Here is a 20,290-nt window from a genome sequence, read left to right on the forward strand (position 1 = left end):
CAAACATAACATTGTTCGGGTTTGTGCTTTATTAGAATACTTTTGTCCCAGCCTCTTATCCTTCTATAAACTCCAATTCTGGCAACCATTGCGCCATGTGTTCCTTAATTTCCTCATAGTGATAGCTTGCATTCGGTAAGTCACTTTCTGTTAGTTGGTACATTGGGATTACTTCAAAGTTCCTTCTCCCTGTATTTTTCACATAGGTTGGAAGGAATTTTGGTGAGTGAACTTCAATGGATTCACTTCTTCCCTCTGTGGTTTTTTTCACAGAAAACTTAAATACCCCACCAATTTGACGATAAAACTTATCTTGACCAGAAAGAAAATTCCCTAATGAATAAGCAACTAACGTCTTGTTTCCATTTTCACCTGTCACCCACTCAATTGGCTGCAGAACATGTGGATGATGACCTATCACTACGTCAACACCTTGGTCAGATGCAAACTGAACTAAATCTTTCTGAAATTGGTTAGGTAAGCGCTCATATTCATTCCCAAAATGTAAGCTAAGCGCAACAACGTCTGCCTTTTCTTTTGCTTCCTCAATTTCCATTGCAATTAGCTGTTGATCAATTAAATTCACTAAGTAATCTTTTCCAATCGGTACAGGAATTCCATTGGTCCCATACGTATAAGATAATAATGCTACCGAAATTCCTTCATCCGTTTCAAAGACTCTTAATTGCTCCCGGTCCATTTCATCTTTATAAGCACCTGTATACATCATATCAATCGTTTCCCAATGTTCAATTGCACGTTGAATGGCCTCTTCTCCTCGGTCAAGAGTGTGATTATTTGCCAATGTAACCACATTAATACCAGCCCACTTTAATGCGTCCCCTACCTCCGTGGGACTGTTGAAAGTTGGATATGTAGATAACCCTAGTTCCTCTCCACCAATCATTGTTTCTTGGTTCGCAATTGAGATAGTGGTATCACTTAAATATGGCTTTACTCGTTCAATCATTGGCTTAAAATCAAAGCCATTTTCTGTTCTTGCATCGTTGTAAACAGTGCCGTGTATTAATATATCTCCAATAGCAGAAAAGGTAATTTCTCGTTCAATTGGCTTTGGTGCTTGATATTCAATAGCCTCCATATTCTTTTCAATGTGATGATTAGCAATTTGTTCTTCCTGATTAATTGAGCATGCAGATAAAATAATTAGTATGAGGATAATTCCTACTGACCCAAACCTTTTCATAGATAGATACTCCTCTTTCTTTTTACCCAATCATAACATATTTTGTCCCCATTTATTTCCAAAAGATTAATGTATAGTTCCTATTTCTTACTATAACTCATACTTTTAATTCTACTCTTATATCCCCATATTTTTTGCGATAATCGTTTTCATTATTTCATTGGTACCTGCGTAGATGGCTGCAACCGGAATATCGCGATATCGTCTTGCTATTTTATAGTCCTCCATATACCCATACCCACCATGCAATTGCATACATTCTGATGAGATATTTTTGGCCGTTTCTGTTAGCCAGTACTTGGCCATTGATACTCGAGTGACAATGTCTTTACCATTAATATGGTCCTCTATCAATGATTCAATAAAAGAATGACCTAGTTCTACCTGAGTAGCAATCTCTGCTAGCTTAAACTTTGTGTTTTGAAAAGAACTAATAGATCTACCAAAAGCCTCTCTTGACTTCACATAATCAAGTGTCATCTCTAACATATCTTCTGCAGCTACTTGTGCTCCTATAGCAACCACCAGTCTCTCTTGCTGAAGCTTTTCCATTAAATATTTAAATCCTTCTCCTTCTACACCTATTAGATTCTCTTTAGGTACCTTGCAATCTTCAAAATATAATTCCGCTGTATCTTGTGCATGTAACCCTACTTTGTCTAATTTCTTACCACGGGAAAAGCCTTCCATTCCTTCTTCAATCATCAACAAACTAATTCCTCCATGCTTTGCATCAGGATCAGTTTTAACAGCAACTAATACTAAATCAGCATGTATTCCATTTGTGATAAATGTTTTCTGCCCATTAACTACATAATGATCCCGATTTGGAATGGCTGTTGTTTTTAAATTTGCTAAATCTGAACCAGCACCAGGTTCTGTCATTGCAATTGCTGTTATAAAATTCCCTGAGACACATCCTGGTAACCACTTACTTTTTTGATTACTAGTTCCATAAGACTCAATGTATGGGACGACAATATCTGAATGTAACCCGATACCAATTAAACTAGTACCAATACGTTCTAGTTCTTCAAGGATAATGGTAGAATAACTAAAGTCTAACCCAAGTCCCCCATATTGCTCCTCTACATGTGGGCATAGAAATCCCATTTCCCCAAACTTCTTCCAAATCTCTCTAGGTATTATTCGATTTCTTTCCCATTCCTCATAGTATGGTTCAATTTCATTTTCAAGGAACTTCCTAATAGTTGAACGAAACAATTCATGTTCTTCCGTTTCAAATCGATATTTACCCATGAAATCCACTCCCTTTATTTTGGCTGCATACGAATGGCTCCATCCAATCGAATGACTTCTCCATTTAACATCGGATTTGTAATAATGCTTTCTACTAATCTTGCATATTCTCTCGGATAGCCTAATCGATTAGGAAAGGGAACGGAACGACCTAATTGCTCTTTAGCAGGTTCTGGTAATGTATCAAACATCGGAGTTTCAAATAATCCAGGTGCAATTGCCATCACACGTATTCCTTGATTTGCAAATTCCCGTGCTATTGGCAGTGTCATGCTTGCAACAGCACCTTTAGAAGCACTATAGGCCGCTTGACCAATCTGCCCTTCAAAGGCAGCTACAGATGCCGTATTTATGATGATACCACGCTCTCCTTCTTGATTTGGCATATTTTCAACCATGTAAGATGAAGCAATCCTTAATACGTTAAACGTCCCTATTAGATTTATTTGAACGACTTGTTGAAAAGCTTCTAACGACATTGGACCCTTACGACTTAAAACTTTACCTGGTGTAGCAATCCCAGCACAATTAACCAGTACATTTATAGTTCCAAAATACTCTCTTACTTTTTTTATATTCTCTTCTACCTGGGATGGGATTGTTACATCTGTTGTAAAGAATATGAGTTTATCTGGTTGATCTATTTCGTCTATTAATCTGTTAGCACGATCCTTATTTAAATCAAAAATAGCTACTTTTCCACCAGTATTTATAATATTTTTTACCGTTGCTTCTCCAAGCCCGGAAGCTCCTCCAGTTACAATGGCTACTACATCTCTAGAATCCATCGTTCCCCCTCCTATTCTATTCTTTCAATGATGGTTGCATTAGCCATCCCCATACCTTCACAAATAGCAAGTAACCCATAACGTCCATTCGTTCTTTCTAATTCATGCAGTAGTGTTGTCATTAATTTTGTCCCTGTCGCTCCCAGTGGATGCCCTAACGCAATTGCACCACCATTTACATTTAATTTATCAGGGTTCGCTCCAGTTTCTTCTAACCAAGCAAGTGGAACAGATGCAAAGGCCTCATTTACTTCATAAAGATCCATATCATCTATTGTTAATCCTGCTTTATATAATACCTTTTCTGTTGCTGCTATTGGACCTGTTAACATTAAGGTCGGGTCAGACCCTACCACTGATCGAGCAACAATTCGTGCTTTTGGTTTTAAACCTAAGTCTTTTGCTTTGTCAGCAGACATTAATAAGACAGCACTAGCCCCGTCACTCATCTGGCTAGCATTACCTGCAGTTATTTTTCCACCTTCTTGGAAAACTGGTGACAATTGGGACAACACTTCTAAAGATGTATCTTCACGAGGGCCTTGATCAATCTCTACTATTTTTGTATTCCCTTCATCGTCCGGTACTTCAACTGAAACAATTTCTTGTTGAAATTTATTTTCTTTTATAGCTTGTAATGCCTTTTGGTGACTTTTTAATGAAAACGCATCCAATTGTTCTCGTGACAAATTCCATTTCTCTGCAATTTTTTCAGCAGAAATTCCTTGATTTACAATTTCATATTTATCCGTTAGTTTTTTGCTCGGCTTTGAATTGCCCATATTAGAAAACATCGGTGAGCGTGTCATACTTTCAACACCACCAGCGATCACGATATCCATGTCACCTGAGGCAATCGCTTGTGCAGCAAAATGTATTGCCTGTTGACTAGAGCCACATTGACGGTCAATTGTTACCCCAGGTACATAGGTCGGAAAACCAGCGATTAAAGCAGCTGTTCTAGCGATGTTTCCCCCTTGTTCATTTACTTGAGTAACACAACCTAGTATGACGTCCTCAATTTCTGTTTTTTCCACTTTGGAACGTTTAACAACTTCTTCTAAAACAACTGCAGCTAAATCATCTGCACGATAATCTGAAAAATACCCTTTCCGACGACCTACTGCTGTTCGACATCCATCTACGATTACTACTTCTCTCATTTAATCACCTCATTTTTATTTTATTATAAGTTTTATGAAAACTCTAGAAAATAAGACGAGTATATGAATGCCCATTCAATTACTTCAGGAATTGAGGTACTACTATATGGGCAATAAAATATTTTACCAATAGCCGTTTTTATGAAACAATATTAAATATAATACGTATTACTATTTGTTGACTAAGTATAGTATAGGAGGGAAATTACTATGAAAAGAACTGGTGAGGTAATTTTAGGGATTGTGGGAGCCGTTTTTTATTCTTTTCTTGCATTAATGGGTGTTTTTGCTATTTGGCTAAAAAACAATCCTCAATTTTTAGAGGAGGCATTGGCCGAAGCACCTGATGATTTAGGCGTATCAACTAGTGACATTATTGAAGGGATTGGCTCAGGTGGTACTTTTATTCTTATAGCTGCCATTATAGCTGTTATATTAGGTATTGTTGCTATGGTATTGCTTAAAGGAAATAAACAGCCAAAGATTGCAGGGATTATTTTCATAGCAACAGCACTTGTGTTTGCCGTTGTAACCTTTGGAGCAGGAATTTTTGCAGGATTGTTCTATGTTATCGCTGGTATCATGTGCTTCGCTCGTAAGCCTAAAACGATTATTGAAGAATAAGCGTAGAGCTAGACATCTGAAATCTCATAAAATAGGTAATAATACTTATTAATTTATCATACTTGTGGTATAAATAGAATGAAGTACAAATTATTCCCTGAGGTGTCCTATGAAACGGTATTTAACAGCAATATTTTTGGTCATTAGTGCTCTTATCTTAATTATAGGTCTGCAGTTTGACCTTCAGTGGTCAGGAATTGTTACCTGGGGACTAACTTCAATCAGCTTAGTATTTGCTGCATATTACACAAAGTATATACCTGATAAAAATAATGACAAAGAACCCAAGAATTGATTGGGTTCTTTTTTTCGATTAAAAATCATACTTCTCTTTCAATGATTCAGGCGCTACCTTAACCATCAATTGAAGAATAAAAATCGCGATTGTTATATCATCAACAATTCCTATTCCAATAAGATAATCCGGAATAAGATCCATTGGAAAAGCAATATATCCTAGCATAATAAATATAAATAACACTTTTTTCTTAAGGTTTACTTCTTTAGAACGAAAAAATCCCCATAGAAAAGGAATAGACTTATGAAATTTTAACAAAAAACCAATTCTTTTTAACCAGCGCATCGAACTCCCCCTTATGAGCATGGGCTATTTCAGACAATCTTGGATGATGCCCTGGATGGTGAATGAGATTATTTTTTCACATAATATACAATTGACTCATATGGTCTTAACGTTGTACCGCTTATATTCATCCCAGAATCTTTGTAATTAGAAATTAATATCGTTGGGTCTTCAAACCCTGTTAGTTCTAAATTCAACGCCGATTCCTCACCATAAAAATTATTAATTACAACTAGTAATTCATCATTCCATTTACGCGTATATGCAAAAATCTTCGGATCTTCTTCAAGCAATAGATGATAATCTCCATATGTTATAATATCATACTCTTTGCGTAATTGGATTAACTTTTGATAATGTGAAAAAATTGAATCTGGACGCTTTAGTTCACTATCTGCGTTAATCATTTTATAATTGGCTGCTGGCTGAATCCAAGGTGTTCCACTTGTGAAACCTGCATTTTCATTTGCTGACCATTGCATTGGTGTGCGAGCATTGTCACGAGACTTTTGCTTTAAAATTTCAATGACTTCCTCGTCAGACTTTCCTTTTTGCTTAAGGATTTCATATGCATTAAGTGACTCTACATCCCGATAGTCCTCCAAAGATGTAAAGTTTGGATTTGTCATTCCTATTTCTTCTCCTTGGTACACATACGGTGTTCCTTGCATCATATGAATAGTTGTAGCTAGCATTTTCGCAGATTCAGTACGGTAGTCATTATCATCACCGAACCTTGAAACAACCCGTGGCTGATCATGATTGCACCAAAATAATGCATTCCATCCCCCACCTTCATACATACCAACTTGCCAATGAGTAAGGATTTTCTTTAATTCTAGGAAATCGAAGGGCGCTTTTGTCCATTTCTCTCCATTTGGATAATCAACTTTCAAATGATGAAATTGAAAAGTCATATCTAATTCTTTTCTTTCTGGATTCGTATAAAGAACACAATTCTCCAAGGTAGTAGATGACATTTCACCAACGGTCATCATATTGTACGGGGAAAATGCAGCCTGATTAATTTCATGCAAATATTCATGCACTCTAGGACCATCCGTATAAAATCTTCTTCCATCACCACTATTATCATTTGGAAACTCTTGATTCTTAGATATTAAGTTGATAACGTCTAACCTAAATCCATCAATACCTTTCTCAGCCCAAAAACGAATCATATCATAAACTTCATTGCGCATTTTTTCATTTTCCCAGTTTAAATCTGCTTGAGTTACATCAAACAAATGTAAATAATATTGACCAGTTTTTTCATCGAATTTCCATGCAGAGCCCCCAAATTTCGATTCCCAATTTGAAGGTTCCTCTCCATTAACCGGGTCTTTCCAAATATAGAAATCTCGATAAGGATTATCTTTCGAAGAAGCTGACTGTTTAAACCACTCGTGTTCTGTTGAAGTGTGGTTGATTACTAAATCCATAATCAGCTTCATTCCACGATTATGAGTTTCATCTAATAGTTGCTGGAAATCATCCATCGTTCCATAAGTAGGTTCTATGGAAAAATAATCACTGATATCATATCCATTATCTTTTTGTGGAGATTGGTAAACAGGTGTCAACCAAATAACGTCGACACCTAGTTCATTTAAATAATCAAGTTTCTCAATAATCCCTTGAATATCACCAATTCCATTTCCTGTTGTGTCATTAAAGCTTTTTGGGTATATTTGATAAACGGTTGCTTTCTTCCACCATGATTCATTCATGACGTACACCCCCATAGTTATTCTTCTTCATTTAATCTGCGTTTAGCTATTAAAAAGGTAATGATAAATGGAACGATAATAACAATTGCCATGCCTATTAGGTAGGAAATCCAGTCATCTGCAACAATAGATAACGGGGCGGGGATTCCGCCTACACCAATAGAATTAGCCTTTACACTCTGAAATGTAATGAAGGCACCAGCAATGGAAGTTCCAGCTATTGCTGCAAAGAATGGGTAACGATACCGTAAATTTACACCAAACATTGCAGGTTCTGTAATACCAAGCCATGCTGAGATTCCTGATGTACCTGCTAGACCTTTTAATTTCTCATTTTTGGCTGCTAGCATAATCGCAAAAACAGCAGCACCTTGAGCAATATTAGATAATGCTACAATCGGCCATAAGAATGTAGTTCCTGTACTACCTAATAATTGTAAGTCAACTGCCAAGAAGGTGTGATGCATTCCTGTAATAACTAACGGACCATAAAGGGCACCATATAATAAACCACCAACAATTGGAAAAGCGTCAAAAATGGATACTAAGCCTTCTGTAATCCAGTTTCCAAGTGTAAATGTGATTGGGCCAATAATGATGAATGCTAAAAATCCTGTCACTAGCAGTGCAATTGGTGCAACTACCAGTAATTGCAAGGAATCCATCACTCGTTTCCTCAAAAATATTTCTATTTTTGCTAATACCCATGAAGCAAGTAGTACTGGCAATACTTGTCCTTGATACCCTACTTTTTCAATTTCTAATCCAAATAGATTCCAAGTAGGTATCTCCCCTTCAGTTATTGCAGAACCATATCCCCAAGCATTCATTAAGTCAGGATGGACTAGTATTAAACCTAACACTACTCCAAATAATTCACTCCCACCGAATCGTTTAACAGCAGACCAACCAATTAAAGCCGGTAGAAACGTAAAGGCAGTATTTGCGATGATATTGATCATATCGGCAATCCCCGCCCATTGTGGGTAGGTTTCTATGAGTGCTGGTGCATTCCTACCAAAGATTCCTGGATTAGCTAACACGTTGTTAATCCCCATTAATAAACCAGCTGTTACGATTGCAGGTAATATTGGGATGAAGATATCAGCTAATACTTTGATTCCTCGTTGTAATGGATTTTGTTTTTTTCCACCTGCTGCTTTTACATCTTCCTTAGACGCTTCAGAAATTCCTGATTCTTGTACCATTGCTTTATAAACTTTATCTACAGTACCTTGTCCAATAACGATCTGAAATTGGCCATTTGCTGAAAAAGAACCTTTAACAAGGTCCATATCTTCCAACTTGTCTTTATCGACTTTATCTTCATCATCTAAAGCAAAACGAAGGCGAGTTACACAGTGAGTCGCTGCATTAATATTATCTGTACCACCAACTGCTGCAACAATCGTCTTTGCTTCGTCACCGTATTCCACAGAACTAGAGCTTTTAGCTGTAGATGTGTCCTGTTTCGTTGGCTCTTCTACACTTTTTAATTTTGTTCCTAATAAGACAGAGTCAGTTGCAACGACATCCTTTTCTTCCGTTTTCTCTAATGGAGCATATTGATCTCCATTAGTAATGATGATTGGTGTAATCGTACTTTTTGCATTTTCCTTAATATAATCCAAGTCAAAACTAATGATAGGATCACCTGTTTTGACGGTTGCACCAGATTCTACATGAGCTTCAAATCCTTTTCCATCGAGTGCAACGGTTTCCAAACCTATATGAATAAGTACTTCTACTCCTGCTTCATTAACTAGTCCAACTGCATGTTTAGTAGGAAACACCTGTATAACTTCACCATCAAATGGAGCAACAACTTTTCCATCAGTGGGGGCAATTGCTATACCATCCCCCATCATTTTTTGAGCAAATGTTGGGTCTGGTACTTCTTCTAAGGATATAACATTCCCTGTTAATGGAGCATAGATCAAAATCTCATTATTATTTAGCGTCACCATTGGAACCTCCTTTATAGTTCAGTATTATTATTTTAGCCTTAAGGTTCACTTTTACAATTCTCTTTTGTATTTTACCCTTATTAGTTATAGTCATAACTTTTATCTAAGATTTCTTTTATACCCCTCTTTTTGAGACATCAACAAAAAAAAAGAAAACCGACAATTGTCGGTTTTCACTTTTTAAACTAATTTTGTTCGTTTTGCCGCTTTTTCACGTTCACTCTTGTTAAGAATCTTTTTACGTAAACGAATTGATTCTGGAGTTACCTCACAATACTCATCTTCACTTAAATATTCAAGCGCTTCTTCTAAAGACATCTTTCTTGTTTTTCTTATAGTAGATGTTTGGTCTTTCGTAGCAGAACGAACATTTGTTAAATGTTTTTCTTTCGTAATGTTAACTGTTAAGTCATTATCACGGTTATGTTCTCCTACGATCATTCCTGCATACACTTCCGTACCAGGATCTACAAAGATAATACCACGGTCTTCTAATTGCATAATTCCATAAGTGGAGGCTTTTCCATTTTCCAAAGCAACAAGTACACCTTGGCGTCTTCCTCCAACTTGCCCTTGAATCAATGGCTCATATGCCTCAAAAGTATGATTTAAAATACCATATCCACGTGTTTGAGACATAAACTCAGTAGAATACCCAATTAATCCTCGAGAAGGAACTTTAAATTCGATACGAACTTGTCCATTCCCGTGGTTCACCATATCAAGCATTTCACCTTTACGTTCTCCTAATGATTCCATGACAGAACCAGTATACTCCTCAGGAACATCAACCTGTACACGTTCAACAGGCTCACATTTCACACCATCAATTTCTTTAATGATTACTTTTGGTTTCGATAACTGCAATTCATAACCTTCACGACGCATATTCTCAATTAAAATAGATAGGTGCAATTCTCCACGCCCAGATACGACCCATGCATCTGGTGATTCGGTTGGATCAACACGTAAGCTTACATCTGTCTCTAATTGTTTCATTAAACGTTCTTCAATTTTTCTGGCTGTAACGAATTTCCCTTCCTTACCTGCAAAAGGACTATTATTTACTAAGAAAGTCATTTGTAGTGTAGGTTCATCAATACGTAAGAAAGGCAATGCTTCCTGATGGTCTACAGGGCAAATCGTTTCACCAACATTAATATCATCTAAACCGGAGACGGCTACGATATCGCCGGCAACAGCCTCTTCAATTTCAATACGTTTCAAACCAATAAATCCGAATAACTTACTAATACGGAATGATTTAGTTGACCCGTCTTTCTTCATAACGACTACTTGCTGTCCAACTTTAATGCTTCCTCGAATAACACGTCCAACCCCAATTCTTCCTACATAATCGTTATAATCAAGTAAAGTTACTTGGAATTGTAAAGGATCTTCTCTAGTGTCTACAGGAGCAGGAATATGCTCTAAGATCGTTGAAAAAATTGGATCCATTGTTTCTTCTTGCTCTTCTGGTTCTAGTCCTGATGTGCCATTAATTGCTGAAGCATAAACAACCGGGAATTCCAATTGTTCATCATCTGCACCTAGTTCAATAAATAAATCAAGTACTTCATCAACCACTTCTTGTGGCCTTGCATTTGGGCGATCGATTTTATTTAATACAACAATTGGTGTTAATTTTTGTTCTAAAGCTTTTTTCAAAACAAAACGTGTTTGTGGCATTGTTCCTTCATAGGCATCCACAACTAGTGCCACACCATCAACCATCTTCATGATACGTTCAACTTCTCCACCAAAATCGGCGTGTCCTGGTGTATCTAAAATATTAATTCTTGTATCATGATAATTAATGGCAGTATTTTTTGCCAAAATTGTAATTCCACGTTCGCGCTCAATGTCACCAGAGTCCATAGCTCGTTCATCAACTTGTTCATTTTCTCTGAAAGTTCCTGAGTATTTCAGTAATTGATCAACAAGTGTTGTTTTACCATGGTCTACGTGGGCAATGATTGCGATATTACGAATATCTTCTCTTAATTGCATAAAAAGTACGCTCCTCTTTCATACGAAATGAATCAAACCATATTAGTATAACACAATCACTAAAGCATGTCTTTTATTTTTTTGATGCTAATATAGTTATCCATTATTGGTTAACTGGCTGAAATACTACGGTAAATATTGCACCACCTTGATGCGTATTACCTACTTCTATTCTTCCACCAGATTGCTCAATTATTGCACGAGCGATGGCAAGACCCAAACCAGTCTCCCCACTTTTACCTTTTACGAAGCGTTGAAAAATATGAGGGATTAATTCCTCCGATATGCCCTCACCGTCATCTTCTATTGTAATTTTCACTTGATTTTTATGTTTCGTCACATGTATTTGAACGAGAGTTTTTGCATGGCGAACTGCATTGAAACATAAGTTCAAAAGCGCCCTTAGCATTTTTTCTTCATCTGCGTATAAATATATTTCTTCTTCTATTTTGTAATCCAATCTTAAATGTTTCTCGTTCATCAATGGCTTTAGTCTGTCGTTCACTTTCGTTATTAGGTCATTAACAATTATTCTCTCTCGCTTATAAACAGATTGTTCACTCTCTAGCTTAGCTAAGAGAATCATTTCATTAATAATCTTCTTGAGCCGATTGACCTCAGAAACCATCACTTCAAGTCCCTTTTCTTGCTCTTTGTCATCAAAAATTTTTTCTTTTATTCCTTCTGCATAACCTTGAATTGTCATTAGTGGAGTTTTTAACTCATGACTCGCATTTTGAAAAAAGGTTTGTTGCGTATTAATGTATCTTTGAAGTTCATTAGCCATTTCATATACACTCTGAGCGACTTCTTTTATTTCACCTGAAGCAACAACAGGTTCCACTTCATTAAATTTGCGATTTTCAATTTTCTTTAACTGCAGTTTTAAGTTGGACAGTGGTGTCACTAGCTTTTTAGTTAAGAAGTAACTGAGTAGAATAGCAATAAGAGCCCCGATTAGAAATACTAGTAACATCCTCTTAATAAAATCTTGTTGAACCAGTTGTAAATCCGTTAAGGGGGTTAAAAGAATCATCTCAATTCCTAAACTTTCTGGTAAAAACTTGATACGTGATGTTACAAATTTATTATTGCCGAATTCCCATAGTTCTTCACTTGTATCTGAAAAGTCATTATTTAGGAAAAATCCAGTTACAACTTGATTGGACATAGTAGATTGTAAAACTGCGTTCTGTTTTCGATCATAGAGAAATAACTGTAAGTCTTGTTCTTTTAAGAAATCATTTAATTGTTCCATACTTTGTCGAGTACTATATGTTTCATTTAGAACAGAAACTAAAATTTCTCCTTTTTGCTCTAATTGACGTTGTTCATCTTGAATAAGTAAATCCAAAATTAAAGAATAGATCACATAACCTGTAACAGCCATAATAATAAGTAGTAACCCAGTAAACGCAGCAATTAACTGATTTTGAAGTTTCATGCATCTATTCCTCTTTCATCCTTAATCTATACCCATAACCCCAGACTGTTTCTAGAGGTAAATCAGCAAACTTTCGACGAATTCTTTTGACTAAATCATCTACTGCCCGATCGCTACCAAAATAATCTTCTCCCCAAACTTTCACAAGTAATTCTTCACGAGAAAATGCTCGGTTTATATTTTCAGCAAATAAACGAAGCATATCGAACTCTTTTGTAGTCACTTCCTTTTCCTGACCATTCCAAAAGACACGACGCTCTTCTGGGTAAATTTCGAGTTTTTCTACTTTTAAATTTTCACTCTCTTCCTTTGTTAACGTAGGTTGTACTCTCTTGAATAATCGTTTAGCCCGAGCAACTAACTCTCTAGGGCTAAATGGCTTAGTTAAATAATCGTCCCCACCCAATTCAATGCCTAGTATCTTATCGATTTCCTCATCTTTTGCGGATATTATAATAATTGGTACATCACTTTCGTTACGAATTTTTTTACAGAATTCATAGCCATCCATACCAGGTAACATAATGTCTAAGATCCACATATCTGGAGGATTTGACTCCCATAATTTCAATCCTTCCTCTGCAGAACCCAATACTGTTACTTCAAATCCCTCTTTTTTTAAAAAGGCAGAGACAATATTTTGGATATTCGGATCATCTTCCACAATCCCTATGTGTTGATTCATAAACCGTACCTCCCTAGCCACGCAACTTATTTACTCTTATTTTTACATAATTAAGGATTACTGGACAACGAAAGAATATTTTTACACATTTTTTCCACAATTTTTCCCAAGCTATCCCTAGACCTATTTGTATGATTATTTATAGAAGTGATAATACTGTTAATGGTATTTTCACGATAATCATATAGTAGAGGGTGACATAGTATGGAAAACAACAATAAACCTTTTGGAGAGGAACAAAACACTCTTAATTATGAAGACAAACAAAATACTTATCATACTAATTATAATCGCGAGGAGAACACCTTACAAAATCAAGTAACTCCTAAAAAGAGTAATCCAAACTTAAAAAGCTTTTTTGTGGGTTTAATTGGTGGACTTATCCCATCAACCATCGTCATCTTATTAATTATAAATAATGTACTTCCAATTCAACAACAACCTGATAATACGTTCATTGCAAGTGCTAGCCAACAAGAAAATGAACCTGAAATTGTTACGACATTAGCTACCGATGATGCTGTATCAGCTTCCTCTATCGAAGAAGCTTCAAAAGCAGTAGTCGGGGTCGTCAACTTGAGAAGACAGAGCATCTGGACCACTAGTGAGGAAGCAGGTACTGGGTCCGGTATTATATATAAAAAAGAAGATGGAAAGGCATATGTTGTGACAAATCACCATGTAGTTGATGGTGCAGAAGAAGTTGAAATTGTGTTAAACAATGAAGACCGAATTGCCGCAAAAGTGTTAGGTTCTGATGAATTAACAGACTTAGCCATTTTGCAAGTCGATGGCAGCAAGATAGATACTGTTGCTAGCCTAGGTTCATCTAGTGACATTAAAGTTGGTGAAACTGTTCTTGCTATCGGAAATCCTTTAGGACTGGAATTTGCGAATTCACTTACGAAAGGCATTATTAGTGGGAAGGATCGTTCTGTGAGCATTGATACGAATAGAGACGGTTCTGCCGACTGGATTACTGAGGTTATTCAAACGGATGCTGCCATCAACCCTGGAAATAGCGGCGGTGCATTAGTAGATGCTGATGGAAAAGTTATTGGTATTAACTCCATGAAAATTGCAACTCGCGCAGTAGAAGGGATTGGTTTTGCAATACCAATAGACTCCGCATTACCAATTATGGAACAACTAGAAGTCAATGGTGAAGTTGCTCGTCCATTCATTGGTATTAGTACAGCAGCTATTCATCAAGTACCACCACAGTATCAACATAACATTAAAGTACCAGAAGATATTGAGGGTGGAATGGTTATTGCAAGTGTAGAGACAGGTTCTCCTGCTGATTATGCTGGATTACAACAATTTGATGTAATTACCAAGATAAATGGTGAAGCCGTAACCTCAATCCTAGAATTACGTAAATATATGTATTCTGAAACATCCGTAGGTGAAACAGTTTCGATTGAAATTTACCGTAATGGAGAAGCACATACAGTTGAATTAGAACTTGCAGATCGTGACTCAATTTAATAAATCTTATTAGTAGAGGATCTTTCGGAGGCTGTTCCAGATAACAGCCTCTGTTTCTTTATCCAAAAAATAAATCTAAAATATTACTTCCGCCAGAACTTTGTTTATTGTAAAACTCCGAGTATCCACAATTCTTACAATAAACTACGATGAATTGATTGTGCTGAATATCAAACATTTTAGATAATCCTGTACCTGTCATCGCAACTTCTTTCTGCTCTGCATTTGTACTTCCACATTTAATACATCCATGTTCACTCATTGTATCACTCTCCTTATTAATTCTTACGTTAAAATCGCTGTATTGGTTTCACAAAAAAGCGCACAAATAAATGGATTTGCGCACTTATTCTTGTATTTATTTAATCCTCATTCTTGTCGTATTCTTCCTCATATTTATTATGATTTGGAGTGACGCCTGTGAATTTCCCATGTTGATCTGCTGCTAAAAACTCCTCGATATTTTCTGCTGCACCAACTTCTTCATCACTATTAAGGAACATTTCATTATAATGTTCTTGGTCTCCGTAAAAGTCTGAAGCAGTCTCCGATGTTCCATACCGACTAACTTCCTGGTAAGCGTCCTCTGCATCATACCCCACTTGCTCTTCTTCGGTCACTTCATTTGGATTTATGTTAGGACTTACGACTTCCTCTTCCACAGGATGATTGCTCTCAAATGTATTATTGGTAGCATGTTCTATACAACGGTCTGTGGTAGGAATAGCTTCTAATCGCTCGAATGGAATATCTGCACCACATTCCGTACAAATTCCATACGTTCCCTCATCTATAGCATGTAATGCTGCATTTATCTCTTCTAACTCTTTTTCAGCATGTTCATTTAAAGCAACATCTTTTTCTCGTTCAAAAAGTTCGGTTCCTTGATCACCTGGGTGGTTATCATAATTCGATAATTCTCCCATTGATTCTTTAGCCATTTCCATTGTCTTCCCAAAATGGTCCTGTACATGATGAATCAATTCATTTTGTCGCTGTAATAATGCTTCTTTAAGTTTTTGTAACTGTTCACCACTAATCATATAATTAGCCTCCTTATAAAGAGATAAGTGCACGCGCTTTGTTTAGTCAAACATTCCTAAAAAGGTTGCTAATTATACTATGTGTAAAAGCCTTGTAATGATTCTCTAATTTCTTTTTCGTAACATGTCAATATGTGGAATCCCATCTTCTAAATATGTATCTGAAATTCGATCAAATCCATGAGAACCATAAAAATCATTCAAATATTCTTGTGCTTGAATCTTAATACACTCTTCATTCCACTCATCTTCAATAAAGCGAATGGCTCTTTTCATTATTTCATGGGCAAAGCCATTTCCCCGAAACTTTTCAACCACTAACACTCTTCCAATGGATGCTGCCTCTTCATACTTTAGTCCTTTCGGTAGCAATCGAACATTTGCAGCAATTTCTCCATCCACTTTTAAGAAATAATGGATAGACTGTTGATCTAAGTTGTCGAGTTCAGGGTACGGGCAATTTTGTTCAACAACAAATACATCTACCCTTGCTTTTAACAACTCGTACATTTCTTTATTAGATAAATCCGTAAATTTTTTAATATTCCATTCCATTATTCCACACTCCCTTGAATGATATTATATAATGAAAATAGGAGAAATTTAAAATAGTTGGAGGGAAAGAGATGCAAACAACTAAGCAGAAGATTGGTTTTATTGGGATAGGTGTAATGGGGAAAAGCATGGTACGAAACTTACATAAGAAGGGTTACACAGTAAAAATATTCACGCGAACAAAAGAAAAAGCTTTGGATTTATTAGAGGAAGGTATCCAGTGGAGCAATTCTGTAGCTGAGTTAACAAAAGAGTCAGATGTCATTATTACGATGGTTGGCTATCCCTCAGATGTAGAGGAGGTTTATTTCGGTAGTAACGGGATTATTGAGAATGCAAAGAAGGGCTCATACCTTATTGATATGACTACTTCGAAGCCACAATTGGCAACAGATATATACCAACAAGCACTTGAAAAAGGACTTCATTCTCTTGATGCTCCAGTGTCTGGTGGGGATATTGGTGCCCAAAACGGAACCTTAGCGATTATGGTTGGTGGAGACAAACAAGCCTTTGATACAGTTCTTCCTATTTTTGATGTATTAGGTAGTAACATAATCTTACAAGGACCAGCAGGCGCAGGACAACATACGAAATTAAGCAACCAAATTACTATTGCTTCCAATATGGTAGGAGTTTGTGAAGCGATTATCTATGCTAAAAAAGCAGGATTAAACCCTAGTTTAGTATTAGACAGCATTTCAACAGGGGCTGCAGGAAGTTTTTCCCTTTCAAATTTAGCACCGAGAATGTTAAAAGAGGATTACGCCCCTGGCTTTTATGTCAAACATTTTATAAAAGATATGACGATTGCCTTAGAATCTGCACAAGAGATGGGGCTAGATACACCTGGTTTAAACTTATCCCTATCCCTGTATAAGGAATTAGCAGAAAACGGGGAAGAAGACAGTGGAACACAAGCATTAATTAAGCTATTTGATCAGTAATCATTTCTTTTTGTCCACTTCTCGTTGAACTAGAAAAGCTAAATCATCGTTCCCAAAAAGCTGTAAAACATTAAGAACCGTTTGGACAGGTATCTCTTCCGACTCCTTTTTGGGAACAGTTAACTCCATGGCTTCTTTTAGAGCAGTATTTTTCATTTGCCCAGGATAAGCTTCCTCATACAATGAAATAGGATCCAAATCATGGTTGATACACCACTGTGCATAAATCAAAATCATCATCTTCTCATCATTCTGGTAGTTTTCAATTACTTGTTTTTCTATCTCTTTAGGATCCATCTTTTTCTCCACTCACTTTCTTTAGCATAAATACCCACATAAATGATAGTGCTTGTTGTAATTCGGTACTTAACCCATTTGTATGTGAATTGGTTACACCTTTTTTGTAAACTCCAAATCCATCTATGTATTCAAAATTCAAATCACTAGCTAATTTTTGGAATTCCCATGGCATCATCGAATTGCTAATCGTTTCTTTGCCATATACCTTTGGATAACTAGTCGACCTTGGGCCAGCTGTAGGACCTAATATCCCAGCACATAACAATCCATCGTCCTTCAACACCCGACTCAATTCCTTTAACGCCATCGCAGGAATCTCAGTCCATTCCAATACATTAATGGTCATAATCCCATCGTATGACTTTGATTCAAATGGTAATTCACCTACATCTGCTTGGAAAAATTCAATATCGTTAAATTGTTCTTTTGCTTTTACTATCATTTTGGGGGATAAATCAACACCTGTTACCTCATAACCTGCTTGTTGTAATCTGTAAGAACCATAACCATCTCCACATCCAACATCTAATACCCTGTGTCCAGATATGATATGTTGCTTTATAAAAGAAATAATATCTTTTCTACTTCCATGCTCCCACATTGATTGGCTTCGACTATTCCAAAATGAAGCCCGGTTATCCCACTGATCTTTAGCTTCTTCTTTCCAATTAAACGAATCCACTAATTCCACCGCCTCTAAAATACTAAAAAAGACCTACCTCCTGATGAGATAGGCCTTATATATTTTGTAATTATATACGAACTACGTTAGCTGCTTGTGGTCCGCGGTTACCTTCTACGATTTCGAATTCAACTTCTTGACCTTCTTCAAGAGTTTTGAAACCATCAGCTTGGATTGCTGAGAAGTGTACGAATACGTCGTCTCCGTCTTCGCGCTCGATGAAACCGAAACCTTTTTCTGCGTTAAACCATTTTACTTTACCAGTCATTAAAATGACCTCCTTTTACAAATATCGTGCAAAGTATAATTGAATCTTAATACTTTTACACCCACTTGTTAAAGAGATCGTAAAGTATTACCAATTTCAATTTCCTTTTGCACTTTAACTTTACCCTTTTCTAAATTAAATTGCAAGTAAATCACTATATAATTTTAAAAATGCTCTACTTTAGTGATTTCCTTACAAATCTAGAATAGATTCATTTTTATCATGTCCGATTTTCATTGAAAAATACATCAGAAATCGTCATTTTTTTGCATATTAATACTGTGTATATATTGAAAACCGGCGTGTTGTTTGGTAAACTATACTCTTGCAAGATTATAAAAAATAAATATCAACTACCAAACATTTATATCTTGCAAATATGAATGGATAGGTGGTAATTACATGGAGAAGAAAGATTACAGAGTATTATTGTATTATTATTACACAGACATTGAAGATCCTGAAAGCTTTGCTGATCAGCATCTAAAGTTCTGTAAGGACATTGAATTAAAAGGTAGAATTCTTGTCGCCAAAGAAGGAATTAATGGAACTGTTTCTGGTACTGTAGAGAATACGAATAAGTACATGGAAACAATGAAAAATGATCCACGCTTTGAGGGAATTGTTTTTAAAGTTGACGAACATGATGGACATGCATTTAAAAAAATGCACGTACGCCCTCGTAAGGAATTAGTGACACTTCGTTTAGATGAAAATGAAGATACGGATCCTAAAGAACTTACAGGTGAAAAATTAAGTCCGCAAGAGTGGTACGAAGCAATGCAGCGTGAAGATACAATCGTTATCGATACACGTAATGACTACGAATATGAATTAGGACACTTCCGTGGCGCTGTTAACCCTGATATTAAAACGTTCCGCGACTTGCCAAAATGGGTTCGTGAAAACAAACATTTGATCGAAGGTAAAAAAGTTCTTATGTATTGTACCGGTGGAATTCGTTGTGAAAAATTCACTGGTTGGATGATTAAAGAAGGTTTTGAAGATGTTGCACAGCTTCACGGTGGAATAGTGACATACGGTAAAGACCCTAAAGTACAAGGGGAACTATGGGATGGACAATGCTACGTATTTGATGAACGTCTTTCTGTACCTGTTAACCGTAAAGAACACGTTGTCGTAGGTAAAGATTACTTTGATGGCGAACCATGTGAACGCTATGTTAACTGTGCAAACCCTGAATGTAACAAACAAATTCTCTGCTCTGAAGAAAATGAGCATAAATATATGCGTGGCTGTACACATGAATGCCGTGTTAGCCCAAGAAACCTCTACGTTCAAAAACATAACCTTTCCCAAGAGGAAATTGACCGTAGACTAGCAATTATTGCTGAAGAAGAAAACGTAAAACAAGAAGCATAATATGAAAAGCTTGAGGTTTTTATCCTCAAGCTTTTTTCTATAGGGATGAATTAGTATCGGCAAATAGTCTAGATTTATCGGGGACTTATTAAGTATATCGGTGAATATCTCTAGTTTATCGGGGATCTTTTACCATATATCGGTAAAAAAACCTCTAATT

At 36.4% G+C, this 20,290-nt stretch carries 21 protein-coding genes; 5 read left to right on the top strand and 16 right to left on the bottom strand.

Annotated features, from left to right (window positions below):
• Window positions 1-55 precede the first annotated feature (55 nt).
• The 4 genes from BUB12_RS07930 to BUB12_RS07945 form a co-directional block, all read right to left on the bottom strand.
• The gene (locus tag BUB12_RS07930; RefSeq protein WP_072889809.1) at window positions 56-1,207 is read right to left on the bottom strand and encodes a CapA family protein; all 1,152 of its coding nucleotides are present in this window, start codon (window positions 1,205-1,207) and stop codon (window positions 56-58) included.
• A gap of 117 nt (window positions 1,208-1,324) precedes the next feature.
• Complete coding sequence (locus BUB12_RS07935; protein WP_072889811.1) at window positions 1,325-2,467, bottom strand: acyl-CoA dehydrogenase family protein; 1,143 nt, start codon at window positions 2,465-2,467, stop codon at window positions 1,325-1,327.
• Between the two features lie 14 nt (window positions 2,468-2,481).
• Window positions 2,482-3,255 carry a 3-hydroxyacyl-CoA dehydrogenase gene (locus BUB12_RS07940; RefSeq protein WP_072889813.1) on the bottom strand — a complete coding sequence of 258 codons (774 nt, stop codon included), beginning with the start codon at window positions 3,253-3,255 and terminating at the stop codon, window positions 2,482-2,484.
• An 11-nt stretch (window positions 3,256-3,266) separates the two neighbouring features.
• Window positions 3,267-4,418 (bottom strand): thiolase family protein, encoded by a 1,152-nt coding sequence (locus tag BUB12_RS07945; protein WP_072889815.1) that lies wholly within the window; start codon window positions 4,416-4,418, stop codon window positions 3,267-3,269.
• A gap of 210 nt (window positions 4,419-4,628) precedes the next feature.
• On the opposite strand from BUB12_RS07945, the gene BUB12_RS07950 reads away from it, so the two are divergent.
• Window positions 4,629-5,042: a DUF4064 domain-containing protein gene (locus BUB12_RS07950; protein ID WP_072889817.1), complete on the top strand. Its 414-nt coding sequence runs from the start codon at window positions 4,629-4,631 to the stop codon at window positions 5,040-5,042.
• Between the two features lie 109 nt (window positions 5,043-5,151).
• Entirely contained in the window at window positions 5,152-5,337 is a 186-nt protein-coding gene (locus tag BUB12_RS07955; protein ID WP_072889818.1) for a hypothetical protein, read from the top strand.
• Between the two features lie 18 nt (window positions 5,338-5,355).
• Here BUB12_RS07955 and BUB12_RS07960 read toward each other — a convergent pair whose 3' ends face one another.
• The 6 genes from BUB12_RS07960 to BUB12_RS07985 all read right to left on the bottom strand — a co-directional run bounded on the left by BUB12_RS07960 (window position 5,356) and on the right by BUB12_RS07985 (window position 13,461).
• Window positions 5,356-5,625, bottom strand: a complete 270-nt coding sequence (locus BUB12_RS07960; protein ID WP_072889820.1) for a YkvA family protein — start codon at window positions 5,623-5,625, stop codon at window positions 5,356-5,358.
• 68 nt (window positions 5,626-5,693) lie between these two features.
• Window positions 5,694-7,355, bottom strand: a complete 1,662-nt coding sequence (gene treC, locus BUB12_RS07965; protein ID WP_072889822.1) for an alpha,alpha-phosphotrehalase — start codon at window positions 7,353-7,355, stop codon at window positions 5,694-5,696.
• A gap of 17 nt (window positions 7,356-7,372) precedes the next feature.
• The gene (gene treP / locus BUB12_RS07970; protein WP_072889823.1) at window positions 7,373-9,322 is read right to left on the bottom strand and encodes a PTS system trehalose-specific EIIBC component; all 1,950 of its coding nucleotides are present in this window, start codon (window positions 9,320-9,322) and stop codon (window positions 7,373-7,375) included.
• 180 nt (window positions 9,323-9,502) lie between these two features.
• Window positions 9,503-11,332 (bottom strand): translational GTPase TypA, encoded by a 1,830-nt coding sequence (gene typA, locus BUB12_RS07975; RefSeq protein WP_072889825.1) that lies wholly within the window; start codon window positions 11,330-11,332, stop codon window positions 9,503-9,505.
• A 103-nt stretch (window positions 11,333-11,435) separates the two neighbouring features.
• Complete coding sequence (locus BUB12_RS07980; protein ID WP_072889827.1) at window positions 11,436-12,776, bottom strand: sensor histidine kinase; 1,341 nt, start codon at window positions 12,774-12,776, stop codon at window positions 11,436-11,438.
• Between the two features lie 4 nt (window positions 12,777-12,780).
• Window positions 12,781-13,461: a response regulator transcription factor gene (locus BUB12_RS07985; RefSeq protein ID WP_072889828.1), complete on the bottom strand. Its 681-nt coding sequence runs from the start codon at window positions 13,459-13,461 to the stop codon at window positions 12,781-12,783.
• A 204-nt stretch (window positions 13,462-13,665) separates the two neighbouring features.
• Here BUB12_RS07985 and BUB12_RS07990 point away from each other — a divergent pair, with 204 nt between their 5' ends.
• A complete protein-coding gene (locus tag BUB12_RS07990; protein ID WP_072889830.1) occupies window positions 13,666-14,952 on the top strand; it encodes a S1C family serine protease in 1,287 nt (428 codons plus the stop codon).
• Between the two features lie 58 nt (window positions 14,953-15,010).
• Here BUB12_RS07990 and BUB12_RS07995 read toward each other — a convergent pair whose 3' ends face one another.
• The 3 genes from BUB12_RS07995 to BUB12_RS08005 form a co-directional block, all read right to left on the bottom strand.
• Complete coding sequence (locus BUB12_RS07995; RefSeq protein WP_072889832.1) at window positions 15,011-15,214, bottom strand: zinc ribbon domain-containing protein; 204 nt, start codon at window positions 15,212-15,214, stop codon at window positions 15,011-15,013.
• Between the two features lie 100 nt (window positions 15,215-15,314).
• Window positions 15,315-15,995: a TraR/DksA C4-type zinc finger protein gene (locus tag BUB12_RS08000; RefSeq protein WP_072889834.1), complete on the bottom strand. Its 681-nt coding sequence runs from the start codon at window positions 15,993-15,995 to the stop codon at window positions 15,315-15,317.
• A 105-nt stretch (window positions 15,996-16,100) separates the two neighbouring features.
• A complete protein-coding gene (locus tag BUB12_RS08005; RefSeq protein WP_072889836.1) occupies window positions 16,101-16,550 on the bottom strand; it encodes a GNAT family N-acetyltransferase in 450 nt (149 codons plus the stop codon).
• A 71-nt stretch (window positions 16,551-16,621) separates the two neighbouring features.
• Between BUB12_RS08005 and BUB12_RS08010 the strand changes: the two genes are divergently transcribed.
• Window positions 16,622-17,497 carry an NAD(P)-dependent oxidoreductase gene (locus BUB12_RS08010; protein WP_072889838.1) on the top strand — a complete coding sequence of 292 codons (876 nt, stop codon included), beginning with the start codon at window positions 16,622-16,624 and terminating at the stop codon, window positions 17,495-17,497.
• Here the strand turns inward: BUB12_RS08010 and BUB12_RS08015 are convergent, their stop codons facing one another.
• From BUB12_RS08015 to cspD, 3 genes are all read right to left on the bottom strand, one after another.
• Complete coding sequence (locus BUB12_RS08015) at window positions 17,498-17,794, bottom strand: hypothetical protein (protein ID WP_072889840.1); 297 nt, start codon at window positions 17,792-17,794, stop codon at window positions 17,498-17,500. It abuts the gene before it with no gap.
• Window positions 17,784-18,479, bottom strand: a complete 696-nt coding sequence (locus BUB12_RS08020; RefSeq protein WP_084063274.1) for a class I SAM-dependent methyltransferase — start codon at window positions 18,477-18,479, stop codon at window positions 17,784-17,786. The genes BUB12_RS08015 and BUB12_RS08020 overlap by 11 nt, the downstream gene beginning before the upstream one ends.
• A 70-nt stretch (window positions 18,480-18,549) precedes the next feature.
• Complete coding sequence (gene cspD, locus BUB12_RS08025; protein ID WP_072889843.1) at window positions 18,550-18,747, bottom strand: cold-shock protein CspD; 198 nt, start codon at window positions 18,745-18,747, stop codon at window positions 18,550-18,552.
• Window positions 18,748-19,149: 402 nt separating this feature from the next.
• Between cspD and trhO the strand changes: the two genes are divergently transcribed.
• Window positions 19,150-20,130 (top strand): oxygen-dependent tRNA uridine(34) hydroxylase TrhO, encoded by a 981-nt coding sequence (gene trhO, locus BUB12_RS08030; RefSeq protein WP_072889845.1) that lies wholly within the window; start codon window positions 19,150-19,152, stop codon window positions 20,128-20,130.
• The last annotated feature ends 160 nt before the right edge of the window (window positions 20,131-20,290 follow it).

The organism is Ornithinibacillus halophilus (assembly GCF_900129485.1).
Classification (GTDB): Bacteria; Bacillota; Bacilli; order Bacillales; family Amphibacillaceae; genus Ornithinibacillus; species Ornithinibacillus halophilus.

What these genes read in the sequence shown, in the direction of transcription:
- BUB12_RS07985 (WP_072889828.1), bottom strand. Translation starts at nt 13,461, where the DNA reads ATGAATCAACACATAGGGATTGTGGAAGATGATCCGAATATCCAAAAT.
- treP (WP_072889823.1), bottom strand. Translation starts at nt 9,322, where the DNA reads ATGGTGACGCTAAATAATAATGAGATTTTGATCTATGCTCCATTAACA.
- BUB12_RS07940 (WP_072889813.1), bottom strand. Translation starts at nt 3,255, where the DNA reads ATGGATTCTAGAGATGTAGTAGCCATTGTAACTGGAGGAGCTTCCGGG.
- BUB12_RS07955 (WP_072889818.1), top strand. Translation starts at nt 5,152, where the DNA reads ATGAAACGGTATTTAACAGCAATATTTTTGGTCATTAGTGCTCTTATC.
- BUB12_RS08010 (WP_072889838.1), top strand. Translation starts at nt 16,622, where the DNA reads ATGCAAACAACTAAGCAGAAGATTGGTTTTATTGGGATAGGTGTAATG.
- BUB12_RS07945 (WP_072889815.1), bottom strand. Translation starts at nt 4,418, where the DNA reads ATGAGAGAAGTAGTAATCGTAGATGGATGTCGAACAGCAGTAGGTCGT.
- treC (WP_072889822.1), bottom strand. Translation starts at nt 7,355, where the DNA reads ATGAATGAATCATGGTGGAAGAAAGCAACCGTTTATCAAATATACCCA.
- trhO (WP_072889845.1), top strand. Translation starts at nt 19,150, where the DNA reads ATGGAGAAGAAAGATTACAGAGTATTATTGTATTATTATTACACAGAC.
- BUB12_RS07950 (WP_072889817.1), top strand. Translation starts at nt 4,629, where the DNA reads ATGAAAAGAACTGGTGAGGTAATTTTAGGGATTGTGGGAGCCGTTTTT.
- BUB12_RS08005 (WP_072889836.1), bottom strand. Translation starts at nt 16,550, where the DNA reads ATGGAATGGAATATTAAAAAATTTACGGATTTATCTAATAAAGAAATG.
- BUB12_RS08015 (WP_072889840.1), bottom strand. Translation starts at nt 17,794, where the DNA reads ATGGATCCTAAAGAGATAGAAAAACAAGTAATTGAAAACTACCAGAAT.
- BUB12_RS07930 (WP_072889809.1), bottom strand. Translation starts at nt 1,207, where the DNA reads ATGAAAAGGTTTGGGTCAGTAGGAATTATCCTCATACTAATTATTTTA.
- BUB12_RS07990 (WP_072889830.1), top strand. Translation starts at nt 13,666, where the DNA reads ATGGAAAACAACAATAAACCTTTTGGAGAGGAACAAAACACTCTTAAT.
- BUB12_RS07935 (WP_072889811.1), bottom strand. Translation starts at nt 2,467, where the DNA reads ATGGGTAAATATCGATTTGAAACGGAAGAACATGAATTGTTTCGTTCA.
- BUB12_RS07960 (WP_072889820.1), bottom strand. Translation starts at nt 5,625, where the DNA reads ATGCGCTGGTTAAAAAGAATTGGTTTTTTGTTAAAATTTCATAAGTCT.
- BUB12_RS08000 (WP_072889834.1), bottom strand. Translation starts at nt 15,995, where the DNA reads ATGATTAGTGGTGAACAGTTACAAAAACTTAAAGAAGCATTATTACAG.
- cspD (WP_072889843.1), bottom strand. Translation starts at nt 18,747, where the DNA reads ATGACTGGTAAAGTAAAATGGTTTAACGCAGAAAAAGGTTTCGGTTTC.
- BUB12_RS07980 (WP_072889827.1), bottom strand. Translation starts at nt 12,776, where the DNA reads ATGAAACTTCAAAATCAGTTAATTGCTGCGTTTACTGGGTTACTACTT.
- BUB12_RS07995 (WP_072889832.1), bottom strand. Translation starts at nt 15,214, where the DNA reads ATGAGTGAACATGGATGTATTAAATGTGGAAGTACAAATGCAGAGCAG.
- typA (WP_072889825.1), bottom strand. Translation starts at nt 11,332, where the DNA reads ATGCAATTAAGAGAAGATATTCGTAATATCGCAATCATTGCCCACGTA.